General features: G+C 56.9%; 11 protein-coding genes. 6 read left to right on the top strand and 5 right to left on the bottom strand.

The genetic code is table 11. The annotated features are described in order from the left end of the window. Nucleotides 1-646 precede the first annotated feature (646 nt). The gene (locus GSQ62_RS14890) at nucleotides 647-1,423 is read left to right on the top strand and encodes a hypothetical protein (protein WP_161890240.1); all 777 of its coding nucleotides are present in this window, start codon (nucleotides 647-649) and stop codon (nucleotides 1,421-1,423) included. A 473-nt stretch (nucleotides 1,424-1,896) separates the two neighbouring features. Here GSQ62_RS14890 and cysK read toward each other — a convergent pair whose 3' ends face one another. The 4 genes from cysK to GSQ62_RS14870 all read right to left on the bottom strand — a co-directional run bounded on the left by cysK (nucleotide 1,897) and on the right by GSQ62_RS14870 (nucleotide 5,441). After that, the gene (gene cysK, locus GSQ62_RS14885; RefSeq protein ID WP_161890239.1) at nucleotides 1,897-2,817 is read right to left on the bottom strand and encodes a cysteine synthase A; all 921 of its coding nucleotides are present in this window, start codon (nucleotides 2,815-2,817) and stop codon (nucleotides 1,897-1,899) included. 143 nt (nucleotides 2,818-2,960) lie between these two features. Then, nucleotides 2,961-3,794 (bottom strand): serine O-acetyltransferase EpsC, encoded by an 834-nt coding sequence (epsC, locus tag GSQ62_RS14880; protein WP_161890238.1) that lies wholly within the window; start codon nucleotides 3,792-3,794, stop codon nucleotides 2,961-2,963. A 339-nt stretch (nucleotides 3,795-4,133) separates the two neighbouring features. Continuing rightward, nucleotides 4,134-4,493: a hypothetical protein gene (locus GSQ62_RS14875; RefSeq protein ID WP_161890237.1), complete on the bottom strand. Its 360-nt coding sequence runs from the start codon at nucleotides 4,491-4,493 to the stop codon at nucleotides 4,134-4,136. A gap of 468 nt (nucleotides 4,494-4,961) precedes the next feature. Further along, a complete protein-coding gene (locus GSQ62_RS14870) occupies nucleotides 4,962-5,441 on the bottom strand; it encodes a hypothetical protein (protein WP_161890236.1) in 480 nt (159 codons plus the stop codon). Between the two features lie 115 nt (nucleotides 5,442-5,556). On the opposite strand from GSQ62_RS14870, the gene GSQ62_RS14865 reads away from it, so the two are divergent. After that, complete coding sequence (locus GSQ62_RS14865; RefSeq protein ID WP_161890235.1) at nucleotides 5,557-7,542, top strand: peptidylprolyl isomerase; 1,986 nt, start codon at nucleotides 5,557-5,559, stop codon at nucleotides 7,540-7,542. 187 nt (nucleotides 7,543-7,729) lie between these two features. Further along, nucleotides 7,730-8,110, top strand: coding sequence for a DUF6334 family protein (locus GSQ62_RS14860; RefSeq protein WP_161890234.1), 381 nt, complete (start codon nucleotides 7,730-7,732; stop codon nucleotides 8,108-8,110). A gap of 233 nt (nucleotides 8,111-8,343) precedes the next feature. Here GSQ62_RS14860 and yidD read toward each other — a convergent pair whose 3' ends face one another. Continuing rightward, the gene (yidD, locus tag GSQ62_RS14855) at nucleotides 8,344-8,565 is read right to left on the bottom strand and encodes a membrane protein insertion efficiency factor YidD (protein ID WP_161890233.1); all 222 of its coding nucleotides are present in this window, start codon (nucleotides 8,563-8,565) and stop codon (nucleotides 8,344-8,346) included. 95 nt (nucleotides 8,566-8,660) lie between these two features. Between yidD and GSQ62_RS14850 the strand changes: the two genes are divergently transcribed. The 3 genes from GSQ62_RS14850 to GSQ62_RS14840 all read left to right on the top strand — a co-directional run bounded on the left by GSQ62_RS14850 (nucleotide 8,661) and on the right by GSQ62_RS14840 (nucleotide 14,223). Next, a complete protein-coding gene (locus GSQ62_RS14850; RefSeq protein ID WP_237586650.1) occupies nucleotides 8,661-10,985 on the top strand; it encodes a S46 family peptidase in 2,325 nt (774 codons plus the stop codon). A gap of 314 nt (nucleotides 10,986-11,299) precedes the next feature. Beyond that, nucleotides 11,300-12,139, top strand: a complete 840-nt coding sequence (locus GSQ62_RS14845; protein WP_161890232.1) for a PorV/PorQ family protein — start codon at nucleotides 11,300-11,302, stop codon at nucleotides 12,137-12,139. Continuing rightward, the gene (locus tag GSQ62_RS14840) at nucleotides 12,136-14,223 is read left to right on the top strand and encodes a ComEA family DNA-binding protein (protein ID WP_161890231.1); all 2,088 of its coding nucleotides are present in this window, start codon (nucleotides 12,136-12,138) and stop codon (nucleotides 14,221-14,223) included. Before GSQ62_RS14845 ends, GSQ62_RS14840 begins: the two co-directional genes overlap by 4 nt. Nucleotides 14,224-14,228 lie beyond the last annotated feature (5 nt).

Genomic DNA, 14,228 nt, shown 5'->3' with positions numbered 1-14,228 from the left:
TCTGCGTTCGGCACCGCAACACTTACAAGGCGCTTCAAGGAAAAACTGGAAGAGCTTTCACTCCGTGCTGAAGTTGAGGTGTTTCTTCCTGTATATAACTCTATCGTTTAAAAAGGCTGATATAGAGTTATTTATTCAGTTCATGTTATTATTTATAATGGTTCCTGTTCTTCGCCTTTTACCTTTTTGCTTTAGGTTTTTCCTCAAATCATATATAGCCTGCAACTTTTATTTTCCCATGGTTCTGGCGAGGTGGTTTTTGAGCTTCATAGCAGCGTTATGGGGCGCAAAAAGCATGAAGCCAGGTTCCTTTACAGGAAATTTGCAGCGCAAAAGATGAATTTCAAGCAAGCTCTTAAAGCCATATATTAATCCGAAGTTCTCTGAACGGTAATGGAGCTGAAAGAAAAGTACAGGGCTGCCAGCTTTGTCTGGCCTGCCTGAGCCGTAGCGTTAATATAAAGCGTCGCCGTGAATTATGCTAAGGTTATGCCCGGTTTATATCCTGCGCGGCGCTTCCGTAAACGCGGCAAAGTCCGGGAGCTATTAATTTCCGGCAGCATTCGCCTCTCCAACTCCCGTTTCACGTAAGGACAGAGACTTTGCGCTAGGCACCTGCTGCCGGCACGTTATATATAACCTGACGATGAAAAAGCTACTGTTTGCCCTTAGCCTCGGCCTAAGCTGCCTGACGTCCTGCAACGAGCGGCGCTCAGAACTGGGCAGCGCCACCAGCGCCGGAAGCCAGCCCGAAGCCCCGGACTCCACGGCCCTGGCCCCGGAACCCGTGCCCGCCTGCACCACCACAGCCCCGCTCCTGCTGCCTCCGGAGCAGGCGGTAGCCGACACCAGCCTGCGCAATTACCTGCAGCACCTGCACGAGGCGGTACAAACCCAGGATGCGCCACAGTTGCAAGCCCTTCTCGACCCAGGCATCAGAACCAGCTTTGGCGGCACCGGCGGCTGGGATGCCTTCAGCAGGCAGTGGCATCCCGAGAACGCCACCTCGGAGATATGGCTGCTGCTCGACAACCTGCTGCGCCTCCGCGGCGGCTATATGGCTGGCGGCAACCAAAAGCTATATGCCCTCCCCTACGTGTACAGCAACTGGCCCGACTCGCTGGACGCGTTCACGCACGTGGCCGTCACGCGGGCCGGGGCCATCCTGCGGGAGCAGCCCGCCGCCAACGCCGCCGCGGTTTGCTCCCTCGACCGCATCATCCTGCAGGCAGACTACTCTAAATCCTACCCGCAGGGCGAGGCCGCCGCCCGGAAAGAATGGTGGTATGTGCAGACGCCGGACGGGCAACTGAGCGGATACATACACCACACCGACATGCACAGCCCCGTGGGCTACCGCGCCATCTTCAACCAGGATGCACAGGGCCGGTGGCGCATGACGGCGCTGGTGGCCGGGGATTGACTGGCTGGAGTGCTATATATGGCAGTGCCACTGTAATAAATCCTTTAGCGCGAGCCTCCGGCCTTTTCCTTCCCATAAATTCTCAGGAGAGTTTTACTGTTTGGCACCTGGCCTTTGTCTGGTAGGGACAGGTCGCGACCTGTCCACGCGATGGCCGAAAGATGAAACAGGAACAGCTGATACCACAACAGCCAATCCTGGTCATCCTTCCAATTCTGTAAATCCTGATTCAGATTGGTTCGGGAACGATTCGGACAGGTCGCGACCTGTCCCTACGAGGACATGGAAGCTGAAAGCACAGCTGCTGCCGGAACAGGGGGTATACGCTATATATTACCCCTAACTGCTCCGAGGAGGGAAGTGTGGGTATGTTTGCAGGACGATAGGATTGATTCACCCCTGACGCAAAACCGCCTCCTGCTATATATAGGCCATATATCACAGGAGGCGGTTTCAATACAAAATCATGGGCGCTACACAAACAATCCCTCTACGGAGAGGTAGCGCTCGCCGGTGTCATAGCTGAAGGTGAGGATACGGGAGCCTTCGGGTACGCCCTCCTCTATTTTCTGCGCCACGGCCGCCAGCGACGAGCCCGAGGAGATGCCCACAAACAGACCTTCCTCGCGGGCAGCGCGCCGGGTGTAGTCAAACGCGTCATCGGCGTTTACCTGAATCACGCCATCAAGTAAAGTGGTATCCATGATGGAAGGGATAAAGCCGGCGCCCACGCCCTGTATCGGGTGCGGTCCGGGCTGTCCGCCGCTCAGCACAGGCGAGGCAGAAGGCTCTACCGCAAACACCTTCAGGTTCGGGAAGCGGCCCTTCAGCACTTTGGCCACTGCCGTGATGTGCCCCCCCGTGCCCACGCCGGTGATGATATAATCCAGCCCTTCGGGGAAGTCGTCGAGGATCTCCTGGGCGGTGGTGTCGATATGGATCTGCGTGTTGGCCTCGTTGTCGAACTGCATGGGCATCCAGGCCTTGTCGTTTTCCTGCAGTATCTCCTGGGCGCGGGCTATCGAGCCTTTCATGCCCTTCTCGCGCGGCGTCAGCTCCAGTTTGGCGCCATAGGCGGCCATCAGGCGGCGGCGCTCAATCGACATCGACTCCGGCATCACCAGCACCACCTGATAGCCTTTTACCGCGGCCACCATCGCCAGGCCCACGCCGGTGTTGCCGGAGGTCGGCTCCACGATCACGCTGTCTTCGTTCAGCAGGCCCTTGCGCTCCGCGTCTTCAATCATGGCCAGCGCGATGCGGTCTTTGATGCTGCCGCCTGGGTTGGCCCGCTCCTGCTTCATCCACACCTCCACGTTCCTATCGCCGAAGAGCCTGTTGATGCGCACATGCGGCGTGTTGCCGATAACTTCGAGTACTGATTTCGCTTTCATGTTTCTATCCTGTTTTATTGCGTTCGTACTGGGGTAAGTTCACTAAGGTTTTGCCATCTGGGGCTATATGGATAAAGGAATTGAACAGCAACGGCTGCCCTGAATTATTCTTTTGTTGCGATACCTGTATCCCTTCACCTGGTTTAAATGGAAAAATTCACAACGTCAGCCGGGTCGGCGGAGCGGCGCACGTTAATCTGCGGCTGGTGGTACACCCTCGAATACGCTGGTACGCTCTCCGTAAGCCATACGTTACCCCCGATGGTGCTGTAGGCGCCCACCACGGTGTTGCCGCCCAGTATGGTGGCCCCCGCATATATCACCACGTGGTGCTCAATGGTGGGGTGGCGCTTGATGTTGGCCATGGCCTTGTCCACGCTCAGGGCACCCAGCGTCACGCCCTGGTACAGCTTCACATAGTCGCCGATGACGCACGTCTCCCCGATCACGATGCCGGTGCCGTGGTCGATGCAGAAGTGCGTGCCGATTTGGGCGCCAGGGTGGATGTCGATGCCGGTCCGGGCGTGGGCGTACTCGGCCAGCACCCGCGGCAGCAGCGGCACCTGCAGCCGGTACAGTTCGTGGGCCATCCGGTGGATGGCCACCGCCTTAAAGCCCGGGTAGGTCCGGATGACTTCCTCCACGCTCTGCGCCGCAGGGTCCCCGGCAGCAATGGCTTCCGCGTCGAGCAGCAGCAACTGGTGTATCTGGGGCAGGTGCTGCATCATCTGCCGGGCCACCTCCTCCGGGGGCATGGGCAACTGCTGCTCCATGCCCGAGAGCACGCGCATCAGGTTTTGCTGCAGGCTGCCGGCGTACTCTTCCAGTTCCCGCACCGTCTCGAAGCGCTCATCGGCCAAAGCCGGGAAAAGCAATTGGAGCACACCCTCCATCAGGTTGCATATGGCCGAGGAGGGCACCTGGTGCCTTGCCTCCTGGTGCCGCCGAAAGAGCGTGTTTATAAACTGACTGTTCATTATGATTTATCAACGTATCGTGTGGGCGTTGCGTTGAAATTAACAAAAATTCGGGGCACTTGTTTATTCCCTCCCAATCTGAAAGCTACTGCTGCCGTGCCAACAGCACAGCATAGATGGGCCTATATAAACCCAGGCGGCTTTTCAGCATCAGCTATATCCTCTCAGAGTTCACGGCTTTGGGTTATATCGGGTACTGGGCGAATCTCCCGGCTTGTGCCTGAGATGCGGAGACCTCCGGCCCTGCGCTATCTGGTTCGTGACAGGCAAGGCTATATAAAGCAAAAAGGGCAGCCACCTGCGATAGGTGGCTGCCCTTTTCAAAATAGGTAAAATCCGTTACTCTCCGGCGGAGGCGTCTTTGCCTGCTTCGTCCAGCATCACGGAGCCTTTCTGGCCCTGTGCGTTTGTCATGGTAACTTCATATACAACCTTGGCATCCGTCGCTCCTGCTGCCGGGGCCACTTTGTAGATGTCACCTATCTCCCAGTCTTTGTACACATCGCTGGCAAGAGTGGCTTTTACGGGCTCCGGAAGCTGGTCCTGAGCTACTTTCTCCTTGGCGCCTGCTTCCTGTGCCGGCTGTGTTTGTGTCTGCGTTTGCTCCTGCTGCGGCTCGGTAGTAGTCTGGGCGCTTGCCTCGTTAGAGAAGAAACCTACAAATGCGAATGCTGCTGCTACAAAAGTTATCTTTTTCATGATTCAGTTTTAAGTTAAACTTTTAAATTGTTTACATTCCGGTATATGGCAGAACCGTGCCAGAACGCACTACCCCAACGCAATATCCTGAATACCAGGATATTAATGTTTAAACCCGAAAAATAGGGGAAAGTAAAATTGTACAGTTTTGTGGGGAGTTGCTCTACAGAGTGTAGAACACGTTCCCGCATTGTGGAGCGCATGCATCCGCAGTGGCGGGGCGGCCAAGGCCCCAGATAAGGGGCCGATCATATAGGCCCGGCGGCAGGTTTTACTACTCGAATGAGGCTTTGCAAGGATTGGCAGTTTTACCGTATCAGCAATGCCCTATTCCATGGCGGCGCTCAGGTTTGCCGGAGAGCCAGGCATCCCTCCGCCTGATTTTGTCTATGTCCGCCGTTTGGAAAGGATGCCCTGCGGCCAGGAAGAGTGCAGACGCCCCTATATAGGCTGCGTTGGGTCTGCCGACTATCTTTGGAACAAAATTCTCTTCTGCTCCACCATCTCCCCAATCTGCTCTTTTACCTGCTGCAGTACTTCGTCGTTCTGGATGCGTTCCAGGTTTATATAGTGCTCCTCCTCGTTCTTCAGGACAAACACCACATGGTACAGGCCGATATGTACGGTGTCTACCTCCTCCCAGTCAAACTCCTGCTCGGCACGCATAAACCCCGACCTGTAGCACACGCCCTCTTCCGTCAGGGTGAGGTGGCGGCGGTACTTTGGCTTGCGGTCGAGCCAAATATTGAAAAAGAAATAAGCGGGTACTGCCAGGTTGAGCACAAAAATAAGCACGAGGGCCGGTGCAAAATGCTTGGAGGCGGCAAGGTATACCAGCAGCAGCACCTGCAGCACCACTGCTACCGCTGCCAGCAGCATCACACGCCTCTCCGCCCTGGGTTTCAGGGTGTAAGCACCTTCAAAGAGCCTGATACTTATCTCCTGCATGCACCACAGCGGTTTGTGTTGTTTAAAAATAGCTAATTTTCAAGAAATGTCAAACCGCAATTTGAATTGGCCCGGCTATGCCCTCTGCCGCATTTTCTGTAACTTGAGGCTGCCTATGAACAGAGCCTTTACATTCAGCCTCGCGTTTGCCCTTGTTTCCCTCACCGCGTGCCAGTACCTGCCGCTGCGGCGGGCCGAGGCGCCGAAGCCCGCCGCCAACAAGTTTTCGGACGGCACCCTCCGGCAGATTTACACCCTGCAGGACGAGCGCAACACCACCGGCCTGCTGCCTTTTCTGAGTAACCCTTCGCCGCAATACCGCACCGCCGCGGCCCTGGCTTTCGCCTCAGTGCAGGACACGCTGGCGGTGCCCACTCTGGTACACCTGCTGGCCGACACCGCCGTGGCCGTGCGCCGGGCCGCCGCCTACGCCCTCGGCCAGACCGGGAGCGCGCAGGCCGAGCAAGAGCTGATAAGCCATCTGAAGCAGGAGCAAGCCCCGGAGGTGCAGGCTGCGCTGCTGGAGGCGGTCGGCAAAGTGTCCACACCGGCAGGCACTGTCTTCCTGAACTCCTATATGCCGCCGAACCCAGTCGCCAGAACGGGCCAGGCCTGGGGGCTGTACCGCGCCGGGCTACGGCAGCAGGTCACGCAGCAGGGAACCGCCGAGGCCGTACACCTGCTGGCGGAAGCCAACCCGTATGAGACCCGGCTGGCGGCCGCGCACTACCTGGCCCGCACACCCAAAATAGACTTGACCCCCTACCGCAGGGATTTGCTCACAGCGGCCACCTCCGACAAAGCGCCGGATGTGCGCATGGCCGTAGTGCAGTCGCTGGCGAAGGTGCGGGCACGCGACAAGGCGCAGTTCCTGTCCAACATCCTGCAAAGCGACCCCGACTACCGCGTGCGCCTGAGTGCGGTGCGGGCGATGACGGGGCTTGATTACCCGGAGATTGAGCAGGCGGTGCTGGCCGCCCTGCAGGACCAGAATATCAACACGGCCATAGCCACCGCCGAGTTTCTGGTGGCAAACCCCAACGGCGTGGCGGTGGCCCCGCTCCAGCAGCTTCTGCCGCGGCTGCAGGACGCCCGCGTGCGCGGCAACCTTATCTGGGTGATTTTGCACAACAGCCCCCCGCACGGCATTGCCTACCTGAACAGCCGCTATAAGCAGCAGTACCAGAACGCCCGCACCCCCTACGAGAAGGCCTACCTCCTCCGGGCGCTCTCCGGCGACTACGGCAACTACCGGTATATAGCAGACGAGATGTTCGCGGCGCAGGAGCCCGCGGTGGCCACTGCCGCCATGGACGCCCTGATGCTGATGCGCCAGCAGCCCGATTTTCCGAAGAGGCTGGAGGAGGAGTTTGCCGGCATCCTCCGGCGGGCCGTGGGCACCGGCGACGTGGCCCTCGTGGGCATGGCCGCCGCCGCCATCCGGGCCCCGAAGCTCAACCTGCGCCTATTTTACCGCGACTACAGCTTCCTGGCGCAGGCGCAGCAGAAACTGCAGCTGCCCCGCGACATGGAAACCTACACCGAGATTCAGAAAACGCTGGACTACCTGAACAACCAGCCCGAGAGCGCCCCATCGCAGAACCCCTTCACGCACCCCATCGACTGGAGCCTGGTGCAGACTATCCCCGCTGACCAGCAGGTGGTGCTGCACACCCAGAAAGGCGACATCACGCTTCAGCTGTTTGTGGAGGATGCCCCGGGCTCAGTGGCTAACTTCGTGGAGCTGGCACAGCAAAACTTCTACGACAGCCTCTACTTTCACCGGGTGGTGCCCAACTTTGTGGTGCAGGGCGGCGACAGGCGCGGCGACGGCTGGGGCAGCTCCGACTACTCCATCCGCTCCGAGCTGGCCCCGCTGCGCTATATGGAGGGATATATAGGCATGGCCTCCGCCGGAAAGGACACCGAAAGCAACCAGTGGTTCATCACCCACTCCCCCGCCCCGCACCTCGACGGCCGCTACACGATTTTTGCCAAGGTAGTGGCTGGCATGGACATCGTGCATCAACTGGAAGTAGGCGACCGCATACTGGACGTGGAACTGAAGCAATCTGAAACCAGCCCCATCACCGCAAAATGAGTATATGACCGGACAGCCCCTGACAGTGGCGCAGGTATATAAACCGGGGAGGCGTGCGAAGTGTCCGGACAAAATTAACTTACACTCTCCACAGCAGCATCACCCATCTTAAATAACTGGTAATTAATCAGGTGCGGCATAAAAGCCTTGTGTCTTGCTACCTGATACTTGTGTCTCTCACTTATATATGGAAAGCACTGTTGACTTAGAAGCACTTGCCGGGAAGGAGGTAACACTCGCCTTTGCCCTGCACGACCTGGAATTTGGCTGGCTCCGGCAGGTGGTGTTTCTGGTGGAGGATGTATACTTGGTTATAACCGTGGATGCGGACACGGATGAAGTGCTGCTGTCCCTGCTGCCGGAACTTGATTTTACCGCCCTGGAGCAGCAGTTCAGCCGGACCCAGATTTCCAACCAGCGCAAAAGAATCAGCTGGCTGTGGCGCATGACCAACCAACGCGGCTATGAAGACGGGTTTCAGGTGGAGTTTGACGACGCGGAGGGAACAAACGTGCAGTTGGTGGCGGAAGAGTCGCGGCTATATATAACCATGTTCCGCAGGGGATAAGGCAGCCATATAGGTCCGTTCTACTTCATCAGCTGGCAAGGCTACCCATCACATGACGCGCATAGGGTATAAGGAAGGTCGCGTGCAAGTGGGGAAATCATATATAATTGATGTTACGCACGAAGTAAAGCACTTTAAAAAGTCCCCCTTTGAAGTGGGACAAAATGAAGCTTGCGTAACGGCATATATAATTCAGCACACCCTCATGACTGTAAACTCCACCTCCCAAATGCCTAAGGCACGGGGTCATACCCGCTGCCGCCCCAGGGATGGCAGCGGCCGATGCGCTTCAGGGCGAGCCAACCGCCTTTAAAGGGGCCGTACCGGTTCACGGCCTGCACCGCGTAAGTAGAGCAGGTGGGCGTGTAGCGGCAGCTGGCAGGCGTGAGCGGCGATATCATGTGTTGGTACAACCAGATCAGCGCCAGCACGATTTTCTTCAGAATCCAGGCCATGGTTTGGTTTTTGCGACGCCTCAGGCACCTAACAGCTGTTAGGTGCCGTAATGTTATTAAATTTGCAACAGTTTAATTCATCTAAACAAATTTCCATGCTTAAAAGAATCCTTGCACTACTACTTTTCGTGTCGCTGAGCGTGCCTTTCACCGCCAAAGCAGACGAAGGAATGTGGCTGCCGATGCTCATCAAGCGTCTGAACCACACAGACATGCAGAAAATGGGCCTGCAGCTGACCGCCGAAGAAATTTACTCCGTCAACAACTCCAGCCTGAAAGACGCCATCGTGCAGTTCGGCGGTTTCTGTACCGGTGAGTTCGTCTCGCCCCAGGGCCTGCTGCTCACCAACCACCACTGCGGCTTCAGCGCCATCCAGTCGCACTCCACCCCGACGGACGACTACCTCACCAACGGCTTCTGGGCCACCTCTAAAGAGCAGGAACTGCCAAACGAGGGCCTCTATGTCGATATTCTGCACCACATGGACGACGTTACTGCCAAAGTGCTGGAGGGCATCGACGGCAGCACCCCCGAGGAGCAGCGCCAGCAACTGGTTGCGCAGCGCACGGAGGCCATCGCCAAAGCAGCCGCCGAGAACGGCAAGTACGTAACCTACGTGCGCGATTTCTACAACGGAAACGAGTTTTACCTGTTTGTGTACAACCGCTACAACGATGTGCGCCTGGTAGGTGCGCCGCCGTCCTCTATCGGTAAATATGGCGGCGACACCGACAACTGGATGTGGCCGCGTCACACCGGCGACTTCTCCATGTTCCGGGTATATACCGCTCCGGACGGCTCTCCGGCTCCTTACGCCGAGAACAACGTACCGTTCAAGCCCAAGCACCACCTGCCCATCAACATCGGCGACAAAGACCCCGGCGATTTCACGATGGTGTTCGGTTTCCCGGGCCGTACCAAGCGCTATATGACCTCGCACGGCCTGAAGCTGGAAGTAAACCAGCTGAACAAGTCCCGTATCAAGCTGCGCGAAGACAAGCTAGCCCTTTGGAAAGAGGAGATGGACAAGAGCGACGAAACCCGCATCAAGTATGCCTCCAAGTACGCCTCCACCTCCAACTACTACAAATACTCTATCGGCCAGAACGAGGGCATCAAGCGCATGCGCACCATCGAGGGCAAGTTAGTGGGCGAGGATAAATTCCAGGCCTGGGCCAATGCCGACCCGCAGCGCAAAGCCATATATGGTAACGTGCTGAATGATATAGCCGAGGCTTACAAAAACATCGAGCAATATAACCTGGGAACAGTATATCTGAACGAAGCCGTGCTGGGCACCGAGTCGCTGCTGATGGCGTACCGCCTGACACCACTGTATAACGCCCTGAAATCAGGGAACAAGGATGCTGCCCGTGCAGCAGCGACAGACGTGCAGCCGCGCGTGGACGACTTTTTGAAAGACTACTACCTGCCAGCCGACAAGAAAGTGTTTGCTGCGCTGATGAAGTATTATTATGAAGACATCGCCAAAGAGCAGCAGCCAGAGTATTTCAAGAACCTGGTGAAGAAGTATAACGGCAACTTCGGGAAGCTGGCGGATTATGTGTACAGTAACTCGCTGGTGGTGGATGCGCAGAAGCTGAACAGCTTCCTGAAGAACCCGACGCAGAAGGCGCTGGAGAACGACCCAGCCTTCCAGCTAGTGAACGCCATCATCGAGAACTACCGCAGCAACATCGCGCCGAAACTGGCCGAGAGCAATGCCAAACTGGACAAGGCAAACCGCCTGTACATTGCCGGGCTGCGCCAGATGAACCCGGACAAAGTGTTTTACCCGGACGCTAACTCCACGCTGCGCCTGAGCTACGGCACCGTGAAAGAGTACAGTCCGCAGGACGGCGTGCTCTATAACTACTACACCACGCTGGAGGGGGCAATGGCAAAGGCAGATTCTACGAACGAGGAGTTTATAGTGCCTGACAAGCTGACTCAACTCTATGAAGCCAAAGACTACGGCCGCTACGCCAACGAGGAGGGCGAGTTGGTTGTAAACTTTATCACCGACAACGACATTACGGGCGGCAACTCCGGTTCGCCGGTCATCAACGGAAAGGGAGAACTCATCGGGCTGGCCTTCGACGGCAACTGGGAGGCCATGACAGGCGACCTGGTATATGACCCGGAATTCAAGCGCTGCATCAACGTGGACTCCCGCTACGTGCTGTTCATCATCGACAAGTATGCGGGAGCGCAGAACCTGATTGATGAGATGACGATTGTGGATACCGAAAGCCCCGGTGCCGGCGACGCGGCCGAACCTGTGGCTGAAACCCCGCAGGCCGAACTGCTCCGGGCTGTGGTGGATGAGGCACAGCAAAGATTGCAAAACGGCAAGGAAGAGTTCAAGATTCAGAAAAAGAAAGGTGATGTGAAGGTGAAGCTACAGGTGCAGGACTAAGCTTCCCGCTCAAAGCCATATATAAAAAAGGCGCTGGGGACTATCCTCAGCGCCTTTTTTATATATAACTGAAACACTACAGGTCAGAATGATGCTGTGAGGTTTAATCCATTCAGTCATCCAAAATTCTGCCTTAGAGGAAACAGCAGGAAGATTGTAAGCTATATAACAGCGGCTCTGTCAGGTTCAACACATTTCCGCTATGCAGGCACTTTCAGGTGTTTTGCACTGTGGAAGGATACTTTTTAACATAATCAGAAAGAGCAACGTAACCGCACTTATTCTAAAACTTCGCAGAATCTAATAGCGCAACCGTGCAAAGGCAATTTTTACTGCTATATATAGCAGCCGTGTGCTGGCTGGCTCCAGGCCTGGCAAGGGCGCAGGCCGGTGTGCCGACGGGAGCACGCGCCGCCGCCCTCGGGAACGCCTCGGTGACGCTGCCTGATGTGTGGGCGCTGCACAACAATGTAGCCGGCATTGCCAGCCTGGCGCAGCCGGAGGCAGGAGTATATGTCGAAAACAGGTTTGGGATACTGGCGTTTACTACGGTGGCCCTGCAGGCGGTGTATCCCACGGGCAAGTTCGGCATATATGGCATCAGCCTGAGCCGGTTTGGGGATGCGCTGTATAGCCAGCAGTCGGTCGGGATAGGCGCGGCGCACAGGTTGGGGCAGTTCAGCCTGGGCGCGAAGGCAGAGGTTTGGCAGGTGGCTGTGGCGAGCTACGGCAGCCGGAAAGCGGTGGCGCTGTCGGTGGGCGGCCGGGGCGAGATACTCCCAAACCTGTACTTCGGTGCCTACGCCTTCAATATAAACCAGGCTAAATTAGCTGCTTTTGAAGACGAGCGGCTGGCCACGGTGATGAAAGCGGGCCTCTCCTACGCGCCTTATCCAAGATTTCTTTTAGCGATGGAAACAGAGAAAAGCATTGACCATGATGCCACGTTCAAAGCAGGCCTGGAGTACCTGCTGCTGCAGGAGAAACTGGCCCTGCGCACCGGCTTCAGCACACTTACCAGCAGCGCCACCTTCGGTATCGGGTTTCAGGCGCGTCAGTTGCAGGTGGCTTATGCATTTGGCTCCACCACCCGCCTCGGCTCCAGCCACCATATCTCGGTTTCCTATAAATTTCAGAAAGGGGATGCGCGATGAGACGGCTGCTGCTGGCGCTTGTCATATATACAGGCTATATGCCCGGGCACGCGCAGGACTACCCGCGCCAGCAAATCGACCTGGACCTGCTGGTGCAGGAGTTGTTCTCCGAGCAGGACGACGCCAACGTGCCGTACGAGGACTTCTATGAGACGCTCTTCCAGTACTACCAGCGGCCTCTCGACCTGAACCGTGCCACGCCCGAAGAACTTGCATCTTTATATATCCTGTCGCGCCCGCAGATAGCTTCCTTCTTCAGCTATATAGCCGAAAACGGGGAGTTGCTGAGCATATATGAACTGCAGGCCATCCCCGGTTTTGACCTACTCACCATCCGCAGGCTGCTACCGTTTGTGCAGGTGCAGGACGCGGGGCTGCAGGCCGACCAGCGGCCGCTGTGGCAGCGCATGATCGGGGAAGACAACAATGCGCTGATTCTCCGCTACGAGCGCACGCTACAGCAACGCCGTGGCTATATGCCCCTCGACACCAGCAGCCGCGCCACCACCCGCTACCTTGGCTCGCCTGAAAAACTATATATGCGCTACCGCATCAGCCACGCCCGCGATTACAGCTTTGGCATTGCAGCCGAGAAAGACGCCGGCGAAGCTTTTACATGGAGTCCCGGCACCAGGCGGTATGGCTTTGATTATTATACGGCGCACCTGCAGCTATATAACAGGGGCAGGTTCAAGGCCATCGCCCTCGGCGATTACCAGCTGCAAATCGGGCAGGGGCTGCTGCTCTCCTCGGGCTACAGCGTGGGCAAGGGCAGCGAAACCATTGCCACCGTGAGCCGGGCCAGCGTGGGCATCAGGCCCTACAGTTCGGTGCTGGAATATGCTTTTCTGAGGGGAGCGGCAGTAACGTATAATTTAGGCAGAATAGATATAACGGGCTTTTACTCGAACAAACGGGTGGATGCGAACCTGCAGACCCAGTTGGACACGCTCGCTGCTTTTGATGATTTCTTTTCTGGTATCCAGACCACCGGCTTCCACCGCACCCCCACCGAGCTGGCCAACAAGCACCGGGTGCGGGAGCAGGTATATGGCACCACCGCCAGCTACCAGTCCCGCGACAGAACCCTGAACCTGGGCCTCACCGCCCTCGGCACGCACTACAGCTCGCCTATACAAAAGGCCGGGGCACCATATCAGCGCTTCGAGTTTGGCGGCACGAACAATTACAACCTCGGCACCCACTACAGCTACACCTGGCAGAATGTGTACCTGTTCGGGGAGACGGCCATGAGCAAAAGCGGCGGCATCGGGAGCGTGAACGGGCTGGTCGCGAACCTCTCGAACCATATCGAGTTGGCGATGCTGTACCGCTACTACGCCCGTAACTTCCACAGCTTTTACGGCAGCGCCTTCAGCGAGGGCACCCGCAACATGAATGAGCAGGGATTATATACTGGCATCAAAATCAGGCCTTATGCAAAGTGGGAGGTGACGGCGTATTATGACCGCTTCCGGTTTCCGTGGCTGCGCTACCTCGTAGATGCGCCCTCCTATGGCCATGAGTATATGGTGCGGCTATATTTTAAACCTAACCGGGAGAGCGGGCTATATGCCCAGATGCGCTACGAAAGCAAGGGCCGCAACGTAGCAGAGAACGCTACGCCGATGGATTATGTGGCGCAGACGGATCGGCGGAACTACCTTATCCATTTTGAGACGGCTGCCACTAAAATCATCACCCTGAAGTCGCGGGTGCAGTTCAGCACTTACAGCCACGAATCGCCCCGTACGAAAGGCTATCTGATTGCGCAGGATGTGAATTTTAGCTTTGACAGGGTACGCCTCAGCACCCGCTACGCCCTCTTTGACACCGACAGCTACGACACCCGCCAGTATGTGTATGAGCGCGATGTGCTGTCTGCGTTCTCCATCCCGGCCTTCAGCGGCAAAGGCAGCCGCTTCTATGCGCTGCTGCAATTCCGCCCGCACCGCAAGCTGGATATATGGCTGAAGTACGGTGTTACGCACTACCGTAACCAAAACAGCGTCGGCTCAGGCCTCGACACGATTGAGGGACCTGCGAGATCAGATGTGAAGGCGCAGGTGCGGTATCGGTTTTAGTGTGA

It is taken from the genome of Pontibacter russatus (assembly GCF_009931655.1).
In the GTDB taxonomy this organism is placed as follows: Bacteria; Bacteroidota; Bacteroidia; order Cytophagales; family Hymenobacteraceae; genus Pontibacter; species Pontibacter russatus.
This window is presented reverse-complemented; position numbering and strand designations above follow the sequence as displayed.